This window comes from Arcicella rigui, assembly GCF_034929435.1.
Classification (GTDB): domain Bacteria; phylum Bacteroidota; class Bacteroidia; order Cytophagales; family Spirosomataceae; genus Arcicella; species Arcicella rigui.
This window is the reverse complement of sequence record NZ_JAYFUM010000022.1, coordinates 1-18,404: the sequence shown is the minus strand read 5'-3', so window position 1 is coordinate 18,404 and position 18,404 is coordinate 1. Positions and strand designations below refer to the sequence as shown.

The window sequence follows — 18,404 nt, the reverse complement described above, 5'->3', positions numbered from 1 at the left end:
CCATGACACTATTTGGACTTGTAGCAGAAGGTCCTTCAGACCATGCCGTATTAGAAAATATTTTAATCGGTTTGTTTGAAGATGATATTTCTGATGAAATAACTCCTTTACAACCTATTCGTGATGCCACAAATGAAGATGAAATTAAAAAATTTGGTGGCTGGTATAAAGTGTTTGAATACTGTCGTTCCCAAGATTTTAGAGATGCTTTTCAAAGTATTCAGTATTTGGTTGTTCAGATTGATACTGACGTTTCTGAGCAAACTCACTATGAAGTAAAACAAACAAGCGATGAAGGGAAAAGGCTGTCACCAGAAGTATTGGTTGAAAAAGTAATAGATAAATTTAAGCTAAGTATTTTGGAAACTTTTGGAAAAGAGTTTTTCGATAAAGTAATTCATAGAATCATTTTTGCCATTTCAGTTGATGAAATAGAATGTTGGCTATTACCGATTTATTACAATGATAAAATTAAAGAATCCATCAATAATTGTAATTACAAACTTCATCAAAAAGCTGGAAAATTTGAGAAGAATTACAAGGATTACGATAAGGTTTCAAAAGACTATCGTAAGAGCAAAGTGTTGATGAAAGCATATCAATCAAACCCCAGTCTAAAGATTTTTGTAGAATCCGTTTTAGAGAAAAACATTACTCCATGATATACACAGAAGAAAATATAGAAGCTTTCAACGAGCAAGCTCGCTTGAAGTTTCCTGAAAATAAAAAGTTTTTTGATAGACTTAAAAATAAAAAAATCAAGAAGTTGGACGAAGCATTTCATCCTGTTCATGATGAGGTTTTTGACGAAGTTGATTGCTTAAAATGTGGCAATTGCTGTAAAACTACCAGTCCAATATTTACAGACATAGACATCGACCGCATTGCCAAGCATTTACGGATTCGTCCAGCACAGTTAGTCAAAGAGCATCTTCATCTTGATAGCGATGGCGACTATGTATTAAACTCCTCGCCTTGTACTTTTTTAGGTGCTGATAATTACTGTTCTATCTATGAATTTCGCCCAAAAGCTTGCCGAGAATACCCACATACAGACCGCAAAAATATCGCAGGAATCTTGCCACTTACTTTAGAAAATACCAAAGTTTGCCCTGCGGTTTTTGAAATTGTAGAACAATTAAAAAAAGCTGGACTTGGTAATAAAGGAGGCATTTTAGATAGTTAAAAACCTAAATCAGTAAAAGAATACATATCATATTCCTTAAATTGAGGGATATACACATAAAAACATATAAAACGCCACAGATTATATTATCTACAAATAAAAAATCCGTATTTTTGAGCCACGAAACTTTTACTATCACTATACAATAATAAATTAATGGCGGCAGTCGAGTACTTAGGCATAGACATTGGCGGAACGAATGTCAAAATGGGAATTGTAAATTCTGAAACAGGTCAGATTTCAAACTTTTATAGTCATGATACTGTAAGTTGGCGTAAATCAGGACATTTCGAAGATCGTCTTGGAGAAGCAATTGGCTTACAATTAATTGACAATAAAAACATTACGAAAGTAGGAATTGGTTTACCCGGAATGATTAATTCAGCCAGAGTAACGCCTATCGAAATTACAGCGATTCCTGAGTTGAATAATATACCTTTGGTTGAAATCTTAAAAAAACGCTTTCCTGCAGTAGATTTCTTCCTTGAAAACGACGCAAATGCAGCCGCTTTAGGTGAGTTTTACTTTGGTGAAGAACGAATCGACGAAAGTTATATCTTTATTACGCTCGGAACAGGAGTTGGTGGTGCAGCCATTATTGGAAAAAAAGTATTTACTGGCGGACGTGGAAATGCCATGGAACCTGGTCATACTCCTTCTATCAATGGCAAAGTATTAGAAAGAAATATTGGCAAAAATGAGCTATTAGACCTTGCCAATACAATGCGTAAAGCTTACAAAGGAGAAACCCAACTACCAGACGATGGTACAATCTCAACCACAGGTTTAGTGGCTTCTGCCTCTGAGGGTGACGAGTTAGCTTTGCAAGTTTTTGCAAAAGTTGGTGAATTGTTGGGCGAAAATTTATGCCACTTAGTAGCTATCTTAGACATCAATTTAATACTCATTGGCGGTGGCTTGTCAGCATCATTTGACTATATCCTTCCATCAATGACAGCACAGCTAAAACGCTGGTTAACAAAGTATCACGCTGAAGGTTTGACGATAAAACGTGCAACTTTGGGCAACGATGCAGGCCTTTTAGGAGCTGCTTCTCTATGTTTTTAAGTTAATCCTTGAAATATTTATAGTAAATCTTTTTATAGTAATGCGGTGCTAAAAAAATGTTTGATAATCAAATTTTTATCCTCATCTTTGCACCGTTTTTCTAACCAAAAATCGTTCTAAAAATGGCAGACATTGCAGAAAAAGTAAAAAGCATTATCGTCGAGAAGTTGGGCGTTGACGCAGCAGAAGTTACTCCAGAGGCTTCATTCACAAATGATTTGGGTGCAGACTCATTGGATACAGTAGAATTAATCATGGAATTTGAAAAGGAATTCAACGTTTCTATTCCTGATGATCAAGCTGAAAATATCCAAACAGTAGGTCATGCAATCGCATATCTTGAAGAAAACGCCAAGTAATTTGTGTTTCTTTATGTGCTAATTTGTAAGTAAAATTATTGATTCTGCCTGAACCATAGTTTTATTGACAGATTAGCACATTTTTGTTGATTTTCATGTGAATTATCCTCAAATTTGAGCGTAATTTTATATTCTTAGATAAAAGCCAAGAGAAAAGAGATGTGTAGTATCAATTGCCCTCATTCATCATCTCTATTAAATCTCTCTTAACCTTAACTTATCTATCATCTTTTATCTAATTCAAGATTAGTTAAATTTTATTTTCCTCATGAAGAGTTTTAAAAGAGTTGTCGTAACGGGAATAGGTGCATTGACTCCTATCGGAAATACTGTACCAGAATATTGGGAAGGACTAAAAAACGGAGTCAGTGGTTGCGACTATATCACAAAATTTGATGCCGCTAAGTTTCGTACTCGTTTTGCTTGCGAGCTGAAAAATTTTGATGTAACTAAGTTTATTCCCCGCCAAGATGCTCGTCGTATGGATAACTTTACGCAATATGCTGTGGTAGCAGCGGATGAAGCGATTGTTGATTCTGGACTTGACCTTGAAAGTATTGATAAAAATAAAGTTGGTGTAATTTGGGGTTCGGGTATTGGTGGATTGAAAACCTTTGAAGATGAAATGATTTATTTCGGAAAAGGTGATGGTACTCCTAAAATCAACCCTTTCTTTATTCCAAAAATGATTGCAGACTCTGCATCAGGTAATATTTCTATCCGCCATGGTTTCCGTGGGCCAAACTACGTAACTGTTTCGGCTTGTTCTTCGGCAAACAATGCAATTATTGATGCTTTTAATTATATCAGATTAGGACGTATTAATATTTGTGTAACGGGTGGTTCTGAAGCCGCTGTAACCATTGCGAGTGTGGGTGGTTTTACGGCCATGCGTGCCATGTCTGAGCGTAACGACGACCCAAAAACGGCTTCTCGTCCTTATGATAAAGACCGTGACGGTTTTGTTGTAGGGGAAGGTGCAGGTGCTTTAATTTTAGAAGATTATGACCACGCTATTGCTCGTGGAGCAAAAATCTATGCAGAATTAATCGGTGGTGGTTTCTCATCTGATGCGTATCATATCACAGCACCACATCCAGAAGGTTACGGAGCTTTACTTTCGATGAAAGATGCTTTGGACGATGCTGGTATCCAGCCCGAAGAAGTAGATTATATCAATACTCACGGTACTTCAACTCCACTTGGTGACCCTCAAGAGTTGAAAGCTATTGTAGATTTGTTTGGTGAACACGCTTATAAATTGAATATTAGTTCAACAAAATCTATGACTGGTCACTTACTTGGTGGTGCAGGTGCAGTAGAGGCTGTGGCTTCGATTTTGGCAATCCAACACCAAATAGTTCCTCCAACAATCAACCACTTTACCGAAGACCCAGAAGTAGATAACCGCTTGAACCTAACGCTTAACAAAGCTCAAGCCAGAAAAATTGATGTGGTTTTAAGTAATGGATTTGGCTTTGGAGGTCATAATGCTACTGTCATATTCAAGAAAATATAGTTATTATCGTGGATAGTGAATAGGGGATAATTGATAGTAGTTAAAGCGAAGTCAAGTTTTTATTAAAGTAATCTCCTTCAAAAAGCTTGGACTATCAAGTATCAACTATCAATTATCAAATTAAAAAATATGCTATCACCAATTATTGAATTTTTTTCGAGCGACCCAAAAGACAAAAAGTTAAAAAATGCGGTTGAACATATTATTGGAGAAAACCCCTCCAATCTTACGCTTTATCGCTTGGCTTTTATGCACTCTTCGGTTTCTAAAGAAACAATTGCTAAAGGTTATAAGGACTCAAACGAACGCCTTGAATTTTTAGGAGACTCAGTACTGGGAATGATAACTGCCGAATACTTGTTTAAAAAATTTCCGTTCAAAGATGAAGGTTTTTTAACAGAAATTCGTTCAAGAATGGTCAGTCGTGAGTCATTGAATGTAGTTGCTCGTAAAATTGGTTTAGATAAACTCGTTGAATACGACGGTAATCGCAGAACTGTACTTGCTCGTACTTCTATGTATGGCGATGCCCTCGAAGCACTCATTGGAGCGATTTATTTAGATAAAGGTTTTCGATTCACGAGGTCGTTTATTATCAAAAAAATCATCACTCAGCACTTCGATATTGAAACGGTTGTACAGAATAACCCAAATTTCAAATCAATCGTCATTGAGTGGGCCCAACGTGAAGGAAAAGCCATTCGCTTTGATATTGTTGAAGAAGGCTCGAAACATAATAAAGAATTTACTGCTACGATTTACGTAAATGAAGAAGCCTTCTCTATTGGACAAGGTTATTCCAAAAAGAAAGCAGAACAAACCGCAGCCATGAAAGCTTGCGAAAAATTAGAGATTAGTTGATAAGAAATTATTTCAAGAAAAAAGCCCGAGAGAATTTATTTCTTCGGGCTTTTTCTATTGGTCTATTGGCTTCTTATGGAATAAAACTAACCCAAACTGTACCTTTTAAATTGCCTTTACACTTTTTATTGAACTTAAAGGTTAATTTAACTTCATTGGCATAATAATCATTTCGGTAAACTGTATCAATATCAGTACTTTTAGAAAGTTTAATTACATTAACACCTCCAGTATATCCCATTAAAATGTCGGTGTCTTCACTTATTTCCCCATCAATTGCTATAACAATATTGGTGTAATTATCATGCTTAGGGAAAATATGCTCAAAAACATATTCTCCATTAATGGGATTAATCTCAAATTTTGCTTTATGACTCGTAAACATTGGTAAAATAAATACGAATGAAAAAATTAAAACAATCATTCCTAATACCACATATAGTATTCCTTTTAGCAAGGGTTTAATTAATTCCATAATTACTTTCTATTGGGTTTTGTGAACTGTGCATGGTATATTTATGAGTATATAGAGTTTTATGTTCGAAGATAAACTATTATTTTCATCAAACATAAGGCTTATTTTGGTTCAATTTTTGTCTTCTCAGCTTAATAATGATTGAATTTTAAGTTTTTTTTTGAAAGCAACACTTAACCTTCTTTTTCATTCATTAATCAATTAACTTTGTTAATTAGATAGAAGTAGTATTTTTAAAAGACATAGTTTAAAAGCCCCTCTAAGAAATCATGAAGTTAGTTTTTTCGGCAATCGAGAATTATGGACAGCAGTACGCTGCTAAAGTTTGTGATGATTTTTTCAATAGAACTGCCACTATCAACGGTCAGCAAATCCTAAAGTTGAGCAACGTTGCACAAGTGAATATGTTTGTTGTGAGCGATTTGTACGAAAAATGGAAAGCAGACACTGAATCATTCAAAAGCCCTTATTTCAACTTTGAAAGCGAAGATGTAAAAAATGCTCTCAAAACATTTATGAATACGGCTTCGCAAAATATTTTGGTAAAACGTGAACATTTTGAGCCTATGCTTGCTAAAGCTGTGGTGAAAACTATCACTTTGTTGCTGGACCCACCAAAGTACTTTGATGATTTCGTGCGTGATTCTCCTGAATTCGCTCTGACCAAAGACCGTCTGACTCAACTTAGTAAATATACCAAAATCAATGCTCATATCGCCAAAGCCATGACCGAACGCATGGGTGGTGAAGAAAAAGTATATGTAACGGCCGCTTTAAACTGGTTGAAAGATATTGCTGAAAAAAATGAGTTTGAAAACCCTGATAAATATTTAGACGTACTTTCGGCAAAAGTACCTTTGGATAAAAATGCGTTCTTGAAATCTGCTGCAAGTAAAGTAGAAGATAACGTTCAGATTACTTCGATGAAATTGTCGCAATCGCATTCGTTTTTTGATGAAGAAAGCGACGACGAAGATGCTCCACTACCAACGGTGGACAAAATTCAAGCGGCCATCGACCGTGAAGGTACTCCTGCTGATATAAAAATCCCGAAAATTGATAGTCTGAATGATTCTTTCGTCGGAGATTTACCAACTGTAAATGATTTATTGAAAAAAGAAACGATTGTCGGTGGTTCGCCACTTTCTGAACTCACTTTCAATAGACCCATCAAAAGCATCGCTGATGGCATTAGTTTGAATCAAAAATTTGTCTTTATTGGAAGATTGTTCGATGGCGACATCAATGCTTACAACAATGCCATTGATAAATTGGATGCTTGTAGCAATTTTGCAGAGGCTAAAAACTATATGAACAAATCTTTAGCTACAAAATATAATTGGATTACGGTAGCCGAAGAAGCAAACGATTTTTTAGAAGTTGTTGGTAGAAAATATCAATAAAATTTCTTAATTTACTGGTATAAAGCATGTTAAGTGATGCTTTTAGTAATTATTACTCAAGGCATCACTTTATTTTTTTCTGCAATAACTGTTTTTGCCATGTATAAAATCCTACTCCTTACACTGGGTATTATTTTTGGTACTCATGTAAATGCTCAAAATTTTTCTGCTAAAGAAAACAACATTCGTCAACTTATTCAAGAAATTATCGGAAATCCGAGCGATGGCGTTTCAGAAGAATTAATCGAATCTCTCTACCAAAATTATCTGAATCCGCTCGATTTAAACCAAGTATCCCGTCAGGAATTAGCTTCTTTGTACTTACTTTCTGAAAAACAATTGAACGCTTTTTTTACTTATCGTGAAAAAATCGGAACACTATTATCCATCTATGAATTACAGGCGATTCCTGATTTTGACTTGCCAACGATTCATCAACTGATTCCATTCGTAACCGTAAAGACGGAAAGTTTTTCAATTAAAAGTCTTCAAAATAGCCTTCAAAAAGCTAATCAATACTTTTTGCTTAGGTACGCTCAGTACCTCGAAACCAAAAAAGGATTTACCCAACCCGACAGTCGAAGTAAAGTTCGTTACGAAGGCTCGCCGATGAAATTGTTTGCTCGCTACAAAATCACTTTGCCCAAAGATTTTAGTGCAGGTTTTACGCTCGAAAAAGATGAAGGCGAAAGCCAAGTGACGGATTTTACTTCCTTTCATTTTCAAATTCAAAATAAAGGTCATTGGAAAAATATCAGCTTGGGCGATTATCAATTGCAGTTCGGACAAGGTTTGGTTTCTGCCGCAGGTTTTTACTTGGGAAAAGGAGCGGAAACCGTTCTGACTACCCGTAGAAATCATTTGGGCATTCGCCCCTACTCTTCGGTGATGGAAAGTAATTTTTTTCGTGGAGCAGCAGCTACCTACCAAATCAAGGCTTTTGAAATAACGGCTTTTTATTCTCGTATGAATCGTGATGCCAATTTGGCGATTGATAAAAATACCAACGAAAATTATGTCACTTCGCTACAAACTTCTGGTTTGCACCGAACACCTTCAGAAATTAGCGATAAAGCGGCTTTGACGGAAGAAAATTTCGGAGGTGATGTTACTTTCCGAAACAAAACTTTTCAAGCTGGTTTTACGGTCTTGCAAACAAATTTTAGTTTGCCCTTACAAAAAGCAGACAAAGCTTATAATCAATTTGAATTTTCGGGAAAAGAAAATCTACTGATGAGCCTTCATTGGTCATATCATTTTCAGAATTACAATCTTTTCAGTGAAATTGCTCGCTCGCAAAGTGGTGGCATTGGGGCAGTAACGGGCATTTTAGCCAGTTTGAACAAGCGAACGGACGTTTCGATTATTGCCAGAAATTACGAGCCTGATTTCCATAGTTTTTATGCGAACAGTTTTTCCGAAAGTTCACGCAATATCAACGAAAAAGGTATTTATTCTGGACTAAAGCATGCTTTCAATAAGCAATGGTTGGCTACGGCTTATTTTGATTATTTTTACTTTCCGTGGTATAAGTATTTGGTGGACAAACAGCCAACGCAAGGCTTTGACTTTTTGGCAAGGCTTACTTTTCAACCGTCAAAAAAATTACAGACTTATTTGCAAATCAGGCAAGAGAATAAAGAAGAAAATACCAAAATCACCGAAACTTACTGGGACAATGGCAAAGAAAAAACCAGAGAAATCAGCGTAGTAAAAGAAAGAACAAAAAGGGCTTTGCTGGTAAATTTGAATTACAAAATGTCTAAAATGTGGGAATTTCAAACAAGAGCTTCGTTCAGTACTTTTCAGTTTGAAGGACAAGATTTCACTCAAGGTTTTGCCGTTGCTCAAGATGTAAATGCAGATTTGGGAAGATGGGCTTTAGGAAGTAGAATTGCCTTTTTCAAAACGGATGATTATGATAATCGCCAATATTTTTATGAACAAGATGTACTTTATGCTTTTTCGTTTCCAGCCTACTATCAACATGGATTTAGGCATTACTTCTTGGCAAAGTACAAGTTTAACCGAAATATAGATGCTTGGTTTCGTTGGGCAAGAACTGATTTACTGGGCGAAGAAAGTACTTTTGGTTCGGGTTTAGAAGAAATTTTAACCTCGCATCGTTCGGAAGTAAAAGTACAATTACGTTTGCATTTTTAGAAGAAAATCCACTATTTATCAGATTTGGGACTCCGGATTTATTAAATATTTTTATCTGAAATCTAAAATTAGTACTGTACGAAAGTTTTAAAGCTATTTAGGATTTCGGAAATTTTAGGAAATATTTTCCAAAAAAAGTATTTATAATGCCGAAATCCGACATCTGAAATCCGAAATCCTAAGTAAAACTTTCGTACAGTACTAATTCATCATTAATAACTCATATTTATTATAAACCTTTGCCCGTAGCAGCCCAATAAATTCCACCATAAAGATGGTCTAAGAATGTTTGGTCTGAATAAGTTAAAGGAATATGTCCTAAAGCTGTGTAAAATGCTCTACCGCCGTCGTAGTTATGATACCATGAAATTGGGTGGAAATTGCCCATTCCTTTTCCTTCATTTGTTCCCCATTTCGCATACGGATTATAACTTTTCTCGTCGATTGATACCAAGTAATGTAAATCTTTTGATTTCAATTCACCAAACTCATACCATTCGTCAGTCCAAAGTAATTTTTTAGGGAAACGCTCCATTCCCGGAAAATTACTATCTTCTACTTTCAAATAAGCAGTTTGTTGAGCAGGGTGAATTTTAAACATCATCCCAACTAATTTTGTGTACCAAGCCCAATCGTACTCAGTATCCGAAGCTGCATGAACGCCCACGAAACCTTTGCCAGAACGAATAAATCGCTCGAAAGCGGCTTGCTGTTCGTCATTCAAAATATCGCCTGTGGTACTTAAAAAAATTACCGCACTGAAATCTGCCAAATCTTTATCGTTGAAAACCGAAGCGTTTTCTTGCCAAACTACTGTAAAACTGTTGCGAGCCGCCAATTGACGAATAGCTGTTACTCCTTCATGGATTGATTCGTGGTGAAAGCCTGCCGTTTTGGTGAATAACAAAACTTTAAATTGTTGAGCAAAACTTGCACTTGACATAGAAAGTGCCAACAATAACAAAAGCGTACTTTTGAAGAGATTATTTTTCATGTTTTGAATGATTAAATTGAATACTAAAAATCTTATTACCATAAGTGATGAACCAATGGTTTAATACTCTTTTGATATACCTGATTGATGCTGGCAACTTGCTCGGAGCTTAAATCTGGAATGTTGAAAACTTCCAAATTTGACAATACTTGTTCTGGGCGAGATGCCCCCGGAATAACAGTACTTACGACATCGTGTTGTAAAATCCAACGTAGAGCAATCGTGGCTAAATTTGTTTCTTCTGGAAATAAAGCTTTTAGTTCGTCCACAGCAGCTAATCCTGTTTCATAGTCGATTCCTGAAAAAGTTTCTCCTTTATCAAAATGTTCGCCGTTGCGGTTGAAATTGCGGTGGTCGCCTGCGGTAAAAGTAGAAGTTTTCGAGAATTTTCCCGTCAACAATCCACTGGCAAGGGGTACTCTTACAATTACGCCAATGTCTTTTTTCTTGGCTTGTTCAAAAAATAGTTCAGCAGGTCGCTGACGGAAAACATTGAAAATGATTTGAACAGAAGTAACATTGTCGTACTCGATTCCTTTCAGAGCTTCCTCCACTTTTTCGACGCTGATTCCCAGATTCAGAATTTTTCCTTCATCTTTCAATCGGTCGAATAATTCAAATATCTCAGGGCGATAATATACTTCTGTTGGCGGACAGTGCAGTTGAATCAAATCAAGGGTTTCTAAACCCATGTTCGTCAAACTGTCTTCCACAAACTTACGAAGTACTGCTGGCTGATAGGCTTGATTGACGTGCGGATTCAATTGTCGTCCACATTTTGTGGCTACAAAAAGGCGTTCAGAACGACTTTTCACAAATTTTCCAACGGCTTTTTCGCTTTCACCATTACCATAAACATCGGCAGTATCTATAAAATTGATACCTGAGTCCACAGCTGTATGAAGGATTTTTTCGGCTGTTTCATGACTGAAATCATCGCCCCACTTCCCTCCTACTTGCCATGTTCCCAAACTGATTTCTGAAATCTCAAAACCAGTTTTACCTAACTTTCTATATTGCATTTGTTTGAAATTTATTTTTAAAAAAGCTAATAGCTTTAAGCTTTGAGCCATGAGCTTATTAAAAACTCAAAGCTCATGGCTCAAAGCTTGTAGCTCATAGCTATTTGCTCAAAACTTTTTCAATTGTATTTAATTCTTCTTCTGTAAAATTTTTATTCTTTAGGCAATCCAAAGAATCTAATAATTGTGATACTCTGCTTGCCCCAATCAATACTGAGGTTACTCTCTCATCTTTCAGCAACCAAGCCAGTGCCATTTGTGCCAAAGATTGTCCACGGTCGAGAGCAATTGTATTGAGTTGCTCTAAGCGAGCCACTACTTCGGGGGTTACTTGACTACTCTTCAAGAAACCATGTGCTTTTGAAGCCCTTGAATCGTTCGGAATACCTTTCAAATACTTGTCCGTTAAAAGCCCCTGAGCCAAAGGCGAAAAAGGAATACAGCCTACGCCCTCACGACCCAATACATCCAACAAACCACCTTCTACCCAACGTTCAAACATGGAATATTTAGGCTGATGAATCAAACAAGGCGTTCCAAGTTGTTTCAAAATAGCGATTGCTTTTTCAGCTTCTTCGGCTTTATAATTTGAAATTCCGACGTACAAAGCCTTGCCCTGTCTGACGATTAAATCTAAAGCTGCCATTGTTTCCTCCAAAGGCGTATTCGGGTCTGGACGATGATGATAAAAAATATCTACATAGTCTAAGCCCATGCGTTTCAAACTTTGGTCGAGACTGGCAACCAAGTATTTTTTTGAACCCCAGTCGCCATAAGGCCCGGGCCACATCAAATATCCAGCTTTGGTAGAAATCACGAGTTCGTCACGATAAGGTGTGAAATCTTTTTTCATAATCACACCAAAATTTTCTTCTGCCGACCCCGGTGGTGGTCCATAATTATTAGCTAAATCAAAATGTGTAATGCCATTATCAAAAGCAGCTTGAAGAATTGCACGATAATTTTCAAATACATCAACACCCCCGAAATTATGCCAAAGCCCTAAAGAAATAGCTGGCAAACGTAAACCGCTATTTCCACAACGGCGATACTCCATCGGGCGTGTACTCGTTTGGTCGTAACGAGCAGGATTTGCTAAATAAGTCATTTAGATTATACTAAAATTGAGTAATAAACGAGGTCAATAATTGCTCAATAAACCTAAACAATCTTTCTAAAGACAAATATTTTGGCTTATCTACACAAATGTAATAGAAAATACAAGAGTGTTATGTTAGGGTTTATCCTTCGTTTCTACATTTTATACTAAAAGTATTTTTGAAGCGATTATTACTATTCGTTTATTTTATAGTACTAATCGCCCATTTTTCAATTTAGCGAAATTTCGCTAAATTGAAAAATGGGCGATTCTAAAAAAATATTTTCTCTTGAATCTGAAAAGATTTGCAAAATAAAACCTAATAATTTCCATTTTACAAAGAATTATCTTTTGTAATAAAACCAAGTATCAGAAAATAATCATTGGCATAAGTATTTATTACTAAAATATTATTTGGTATTTCTTTGGAATTAAGAAATTAACTCCTGTATATTTGTTAAGTAAAGAATAAAACAATAGCGAAAATTCGCTAAAAATTAAATTCTAATTTTCCATGTATTCAAAAATCGTCAATATCGTCCTTGTGATTATTTTACTCAGCCAATCGGCGTGAGACGGGTTGATATTGCTAAATATACCAAGACCTTTCTCACCACAGGAGAAAGGTCTTTTGTTTAACAGCATTTTTGATTCTTAGAAAAATGTAATTTAAGCAGATAAAGTACAAATACTTTTATTCGAATCTGTCAATCAATTGTAAATCATTTATAAAATTTGGTCAAGGCTAAATTTTGAATTAAACATTTCAATACAATGTCTCAAGAACTAAACAAATTCTCAAGAACCCTTACTCAAGAAGTCACCAATCCAGCCGCTAAAGCTATGTTGTACGGAATCGGTCTAAGTACCGAGGATATGCAGAAAGCACAAATTGGTATTGCCAGTACTGGTTATGAAGGCAATACTTGTAATATGCACTTAAACGGATTGTCGGTTCATGTAAAGAAAGGTATTCAAGAAAATGGCATGGTGGGTTTGATATTTCATACAATCGGTGTTTCAGACGGTATGACCAACGGAAACAACGGGATGTCTTATTCTTTACCTTCTCGTGATTTGATTGCAGATTCTATTGAAAACGTAGTGGGAGCTCAGTGGTACGATGGCGTAATTGCCGTAGTAGGTTGTGATAAAAATATGCCTGGTGCAATGATGGCTATTGCACGTTTAAACCGCCCAGCGATGTTGGTGTATGGTGGTACTATTCGTTCTGGAGAGTACAAAGGACAAAAATTAGACATCGTTTCGGCTTTTGAAGCTTTAGGAAAAAAATTCGCAGGAAATATCTCTGATGAAGACTATGAAGGCGTAATTAAAAATGCAATTCCGGGTGCTGGTGCTTGTGGCGGTATGTACACGGCTAATACAATGGCGTCGTCGATGGAAGCAATGGGCTTGACTTTGCCAAACTCTTCATCTTATCCAGCTACTCACGAAGGCAAAAAAGCTGAGTGTTTGGCGATTGGTGCGGCAATGAAAAACTTGTTGGAGAAAAACATTTGCCCACGTGATATTATGACTCGTAAAGCATTTGAAAATGCCATGACATTGGTAATTGCTTTGGGAGGTTCTACCAACGCAGTACTTCACTACTTAGCGATTGCTCGTGCAGCTGAAGTAGATTTTACTTTGAAAGACATTCAAGCAATTTCAGACCGTACTCCACTTATCGCCGACTTGAAGCCTTCTGGAAAATATTATATGGAAGATATGCTTTCAATCGGTGGCGTACCAGCAGTAATGAAATACTTATTACAAGAAGGTTTATTACACGGTGATTGTTTGACGATTACAGGAAAAACTGTTGCCGAAAACTTGGCGGATGTTCCTGAACTTAATTTTGAAACTCAGGGCATCATTAAGCCTTTATCATCGCCAATCAAAGCTACTGGACACTTACAAATTTTATACGGAAACTTAGCCACAGAAGGAGCAGTTGCTAAAATTACTGGAAAAGAAGGTGAGAAATTTGAAGGTGTTGCCAAAGTATGTGAGTGCGAAGAAGAACTTATCGAATGCTTACAAAATGGTGAAATTAAAGAAGGACAAGTAGTGGTGATTCGTAACGAAGGACCAAAAGGTGGTCCGGGTATGCCAGAAATGTTGAAACCTACTTCGGCAGTAATGGGTGCAGGTTTAGGAAATAAAGTAGCGATGATTACTGACGGACGTTTCTCAGGTGGAACACATGGTTTCGTAGTAGGTCACGTCACGCCAGAAGCACAAGTTGGTGGTAATATCGCTTTAGTAAAAGATGGAGATTTGATTACGATTGATGCCGTAAATAACATCCTTCACGTACACGTTTCGGACGAAGAATTGGCAGAAAGACGCAAAGACTGGAAACCAAAACCTTCACCATTCAAACAAGGTGTTTTACGTAAATATGTGAAAAACGTATCCTCAGCAAGCGAAGGCTGTGTAACAGATTTATAGAAGCTCAACACTTCTAACATCCTAAACCATCAACAAATGTATATTGAAGCACTCATTGCAGATTTAGAAAAAAAACTATCATTTCTACTCAGTGGGAAATTCTGGATATGGAAAATCATTTTTGTATCCGTGTTTCTTTTCGTAGTGGTAGATTTTTCAGGAAATCCCAGTAAGCTTATTTATTACCGAGATTTCTACGACAATGAATTTGTAAAAGGAGAATTAGACAGTACTCATGCCATTATCAGAGAACAGTCTATTGACTATTTTGCCTTTTTTAGAAGTGGAAAAGATGCTTCGATTCCTTCTTATAAGCATGAAGCAAAATTGAAGTTTAGACTTTTTCTGCCGACACTGGTACGAATATTCGGACAAAAACATTTCGCCGCTTGGCTTTATGGACTGGCAATAGCTTTAGGATTTTTGTACTTGTACTTGATTACCAAAGTGGTTATTAAGATTCTCGGAGAAAAAGAAAACCGCTTATTGATTTTCTTTTTTATCGCAGGATTCGCCAATTTATATGCTGGAGCAGGTTCGTTTATCTTAGATATTTCACCTTATGGCGATTTTTTTGCGTTCTTGTTTTTACTGCTGAGTGTTTATTTCAAAAATCCCCTTTTGATTTTTGGCTTTTGTCAATTAGCATTTTGGGTAGATGAACGAGCTTTAGTGAATGCCATTTTTGTAATTATCTGGTGGACTTTTAGCATTTTACCTGATAAAGACTTGAAATTCAAAATTTCGACACAAGCATTAGCGACAGCCATTTCTGGGATTTTTTACTTGGGCGTCAGATGGTATTTAACTACAAGTTACAAGCTATACGACACCATTTATATCGGTGAATTTATTAGTACTTTCTACGAAAATATTAAAATGCTTTCATTGAGAGTTTGGTTTGGCTTTGATGGTATGTGGCTACTTATCTTACTGGGTTTAGTCATTTTATATCGAGAAAAGCACTACTTCTTATTAACAGCATTAGCAGGGAGTTTGATTGGCACTATTGCTTTCGCCTTCATTGCTTATGACGTAAACAGAGGGATGTCGTACAGTTACTTAGCCATACTGCTCTCGTTGATGATTTGTAAAAAATACCTTTCAGAGAAAGAGCTAAAGTATCTTTTACTTATTTGTTTTATAGTATCAGTCTTAACGCCTACACTCAATAAATTCAGAGTAGTAGGAGGCTGGCAATTTATGTAGTAATGGTTTGGGCAACAGCCAAAACCATATTCAACAAATCAATCATAAACATGGAAAACTTACAAACCATGACCGTAGAGGAAAAAAAAGCTGAACCTGCAAAATTCTTGACAGGGGCTCAGGCAATCATGCAATGCTTGGTTGAAAACAATGTTAAAACCATTTTTGGTTATCCGGGCGGAGCAATCATGCCTACTTATGATGCTCTCTACGATTATCAAGACCAAATCAAACATATCCTTGTTCGCCACGAACAAGGGGCTGGTCATGCAGCACAAGGCTACGCTCGTATGACGGGCAGAGCTGGTGTAGCAATGGTAACATCTGGCCCAGGTGCTACCAACCTAATGACGCCAATTGCCGATGCTTTGTTAGACTCTACTCCAATGGTTTGTTTAGTTGGTCAAGTAAAAGCAAATTTATTAGGTACAGACGCTTTCCAAGAGTGTGATATTATTGGTATGTCGATGCCTGTGACTAAATGGAATTATCAGATTACAGATGCTAATGAAATTCCTGCTATCATGGCAAAGGCTTTCTATATTGCAGAGTCGGGTCGTCCAGGACCAGTATTATTGGATATTACTCGTACTGCTCAGACAGACCTAATGACGATTCCATTTGAGTACAAGCCTTGTACAGAAATGGTGAGCTATCGCCCAAGACTTGTACCAAAGCAAAACCAAGTAGAAGCCGCTGCTAAATTGATTAATGCAGCACAGAAGCCCTATATTTTTGCAGGACACGGAATTATCATCGCAAATGCTCAAGAAGAATTCGATGCTTTTGTTCGTAAAACGGATATTCCAGTAGCTACTACGCTTTTGGGTATGTCGGCATTACCGACAAATCACCCAAATTATATCGGTTGGTTGGGTATGCACGGAAATTATGGAGCAAATGTTTTAACAGACGAAACAGATTTAGTAATTGCTATCGGTATGCGTTTTGATGACCGTGTTACGGGTGATTTATCAAAATTCATCAAACAAGCAAAAGTAGTTCATATCGACATCGACCCTGCCGAAATCAACAAAAACGTATTTGCGAACGCTCCAGTTGTGGGCGATGCCAAAGAAGCATTAAAAGCTCTTTTGCCATTAGTAAAAGAACGCAAACACGATGCTTGGAAAGCTGAGTTCAAGAAGTATGATGAAGCTGAATTTGAAAAAATCACTAAACGTGATGTTTTCCATGATGGCGATAAAATCAGAATGGGCGAGGCTATTACGATGCTTTCAAACAAAACCAATGGCGAGGCCGTAACTGTAACTGACGTTGGACAGCACCAAATGGTAACCAACCGTTATTATCAATATAATACTTGGAATTCTCTGGTTACTTCTGGTGGTGCAGGTACAATGGGCTTTGCTTTGCCTGCTGCCTTCGGTGCAAAAGCGGGTGCTCCAGAACGTGAAGTAATTGCTATTATTGGTGATGGTGGTTTCCAAATGACACTTCAAGAATTAGGAACAATTGCACAAAGTGGATTACCTGTGAAAATTATTATCTTGAATAATAATTTCTTAGGAATGGTTCGTCAGTGGCAACAATTGTTTTTTGATAAACGCTACTCATTCGTAGAATTACAAAATCCTGATTTTATCACGATTGCCAAAGGTTTTGGTATTGCTGGGCATACCGTTAGCGACAGAGCTAATTTATCTGAATCATTAGATACCCTATTGGCTTCCGACAAACCTTATTTGTTAGAAATCATTTGTGAAAAAGAAGAAAATGTTTTCCCAATGGTGCCAGCGGGAGCAAGTGTTTCAGCCATTAGATTAGAGTAAATTTATTGAGTGAATGAGTGTTTGATGATTGAATGATTTATATAGTTTAAAAATCTTTATTCCAACAATTACTTCGCTCTGCAATTTATTTCTGTTAGCTAAAATCTAAATTTAGAAATTAAAAATGACAACATACACATTATCCGTTTTTACAACCAATACTATTGGTTTGTTGAATCGAATTACCATTATTTTTACAAGGAGAAGATTGAATATCGAATCCTTAAATGTTTGCGAAACCGAACGTAAAGGCGTTTCAAGATTTACGATTGTAATTCGTCACGAAAGCCGTGAGGCAGTTGAAAAGTTAGTTCGCCAAATTCGTAAAGTAGTTGATGTATTGGCAGTTTTTGGTTACTTGGACCACGAAATTGTTTTCAATGAAATCGCTCTTTTCAAATTAGCAACGCCATTGGGCGGTTCGCCTTTGAACATCAAAGAAATTAACCTTGACTGGAATGCGAAAGTAGTTCACTGGGGACTCGACTACGTGGTGATTGAAAAAAACGGTACAGAAACCGAAATCGCAGAATTTTATCAGTACATGAAAAACTGGGAAATTTTGGAATACCTAAAATCAGGAAGAGTAGCCGTAGGAAAAACCGAAAAAGGTTTAGTAGAATACTTGCCTGAGCATGATTGGGAAATTGTGTAGGGTTTTAAGCAGTTAAATCATATAGGCTTTCCTTGAAAATTGTTTTTCAATATTCATTTATAATAAAATCCACTCATGTTGTGGGTGGATTTTTCATTTCATTTGATGCGATTTATTTGAAAAATACAATTTTATTCACAT

General features: G+C 36.6%; 16 protein-coding genes. 12 read left to right on the top strand and 4 right to left on the bottom strand.

Features of this window, described 5'->3' with window-relative positions:
• The first annotated feature begins 2 nt into the window (after positions 1–2).
• The 6 genes from VB248_RS17365 (at position 3) to rnc (ending at position 4,993) form a co-directional block, all read left to right on the top strand.
• Positions 3–662, top strand: coding sequence for a hypothetical protein (locus VB248_RS17365; protein ID WP_323298081.1), 660 nt, complete (start codon positions 3–5; stop codon positions 660–662).
• The gene (locus tag VB248_RS17360) at positions 659–1,186 is read left to right on the top strand and encodes a YkgJ family cysteine cluster protein (RefSeq protein WP_323298080.1); all 528 of its coding nucleotides are present in this window, start codon (positions 659–661) and stop codon (positions 1,184–1,186) included. The genes VB248_RS17365 and VB248_RS17360 overlap by 4 nt, the downstream gene beginning before the upstream one ends.
• Before the next feature lie 156 nt (positions 1,187–1,342).
• Entirely contained in the window at positions 1,343–2,254 is a 912-nt protein-coding gene (locus VB248_RS17355; RefSeq protein WP_323298079.1) for an ROK family protein, read from the top strand.
• Between the two features lie 122 nt (positions 2,255–2,376).
• Entirely contained in the window at positions 2,377–2,613 is a 237-nt protein-coding gene (locus VB248_RS17350; RefSeq protein WP_323298078.1) for an acyl carrier protein, read from the top strand.
• Between the two features lie 268 nt (positions 2,614–2,881).
• Positions 2,882–4,132, top strand: coding sequence for a beta-ketoacyl-ACP synthase II (fabF, locus tag VB248_RS17345; protein WP_323298077.1), 1,251 nt, complete (start codon positions 2,882–2,884; stop codon positions 4,130–4,132).
• 129 nt (positions 4,133–4,261) lie between these two features.
• Entirely contained in the window at positions 4,262–4,993 is a 732-nt protein-coding gene (gene rnc / locus VB248_RS17340; RefSeq protein ID WP_323298076.1) for a ribonuclease III, read from the top strand.
• Positions 4,994–5,066: 73 nt separating this feature from the next.
• Here rnc and VB248_RS17335 read toward each other — a convergent pair whose 3' ends face one another.
• On the bottom strand, positions 5,067–5,468 hold the full coding sequence (locus VB248_RS17335; RefSeq protein WP_323298075.1) for a hypothetical protein: 402 nt from the start codon (positions 5,466–5,468) through the stop codon (positions 5,067–5,069).
• 269 nt (positions 5,469–5,737) lie between these two features.
• Here VB248_RS17335 and VB248_RS17330 point away from each other — a divergent pair, with 269 nt between their 5' ends.
• Together VB248_RS17330 and VB248_RS17325 are read left to right on the top strand one after the other, a co-directional pair.
• Positions 5,738–6,871, top strand: coding sequence for a hypothetical protein (locus VB248_RS17330; protein ID WP_323298074.1), 1,134 nt, complete (start codon positions 5,738–5,740; stop codon positions 6,869–6,871).
• Between the two features lie 36 nt (positions 6,872–6,907).
• The gene (locus VB248_RS17325; protein WP_323298073.1) at positions 6,908–9,034 is read left to right on the top strand and encodes a ComEA family DNA-binding protein; all 2,127 of its coding nucleotides are present in this window, start codon (positions 6,908–6,910) and stop codon (positions 9,032–9,034) included.
• A gap of 229 nt (positions 9,035–9,263) precedes the next feature.
• On the opposite strand, the gene VB248_RS17320 is transcribed toward VB248_RS17325, so the two are convergent.
• From VB248_RS17320 to mgrA, 3 genes are all read right to left on the bottom strand, one after another.
• Entirely contained in the window at positions 9,264–10,028 is a 765-nt protein-coding gene (locus tag VB248_RS17320) for a ThuA domain-containing protein (RefSeq protein ID WP_323298072.1), read from the bottom strand.
• A 35-nt stretch (positions 10,029–10,063) separates the two neighbouring features.
• Positions 10,064–11,050 carry an aldo/keto reductase gene (locus tag VB248_RS17315; RefSeq protein WP_323298071.1) on the bottom strand — a complete coding sequence of 329 codons (987 nt, stop codon included), beginning with the start codon at positions 11,048–11,050 and terminating at the stop codon, positions 10,064–10,066.
• A 100-nt stretch (positions 11,051–11,150) separates the two neighbouring features.
• Complete coding sequence (gene mgrA / locus VB248_RS17310) at positions 11,151–12,158, bottom strand: L-glyceraldehyde 3-phosphate reductase (protein ID WP_323298070.1); 1,008 nt, start codon at positions 12,156–12,158, stop codon at positions 11,151–11,153.
• 765 nt (positions 12,159–12,923) lie between these two features.
• On the opposite strand from mgrA, the gene ilvD reads away from it, so the two are divergent.
• From ilvD to ilvN, 4 genes are all read left to right on the top strand, one after another.
• Complete coding sequence (gene ilvD, locus VB248_RS17305; protein WP_323298069.1) at positions 12,924–14,606, top strand: dihydroxy-acid dehydratase; 1,683 nt, start codon at positions 12,924–12,926, stop codon at positions 14,604–14,606.
• A 36-nt stretch (positions 14,607–14,642) separates the two neighbouring features.
• On the top strand, positions 14,643–15,815 hold the full coding sequence (locus VB248_RS17300) for a hypothetical protein (protein WP_323298068.1): 1,173 nt from the start codon (positions 14,643–14,645) through the stop codon (positions 15,813–15,815).
• Positions 15,816–15,865: 50 nt separating this feature from the next.
• A complete protein-coding gene (gene ilvB, locus VB248_RS17295) occupies positions 15,866–17,608 on the top strand; it encodes a biosynthetic-type acetolactate synthase large subunit (RefSeq protein WP_323298067.1) in 1,743 nt (580 codons plus the stop codon).
• Positions 17,609–17,732: 124 nt separating this feature from the next.
• Positions 17,733–18,263, top strand: a complete 531-nt coding sequence (gene ilvN / locus VB248_RS17290) for an acetolactate synthase small subunit (RefSeq protein WP_323298066.1) — start codon at positions 17,733–17,735, stop codon at positions 18,261–18,263.
• Positions 18,264–18,404: the final 141 nt, after the last annotated feature.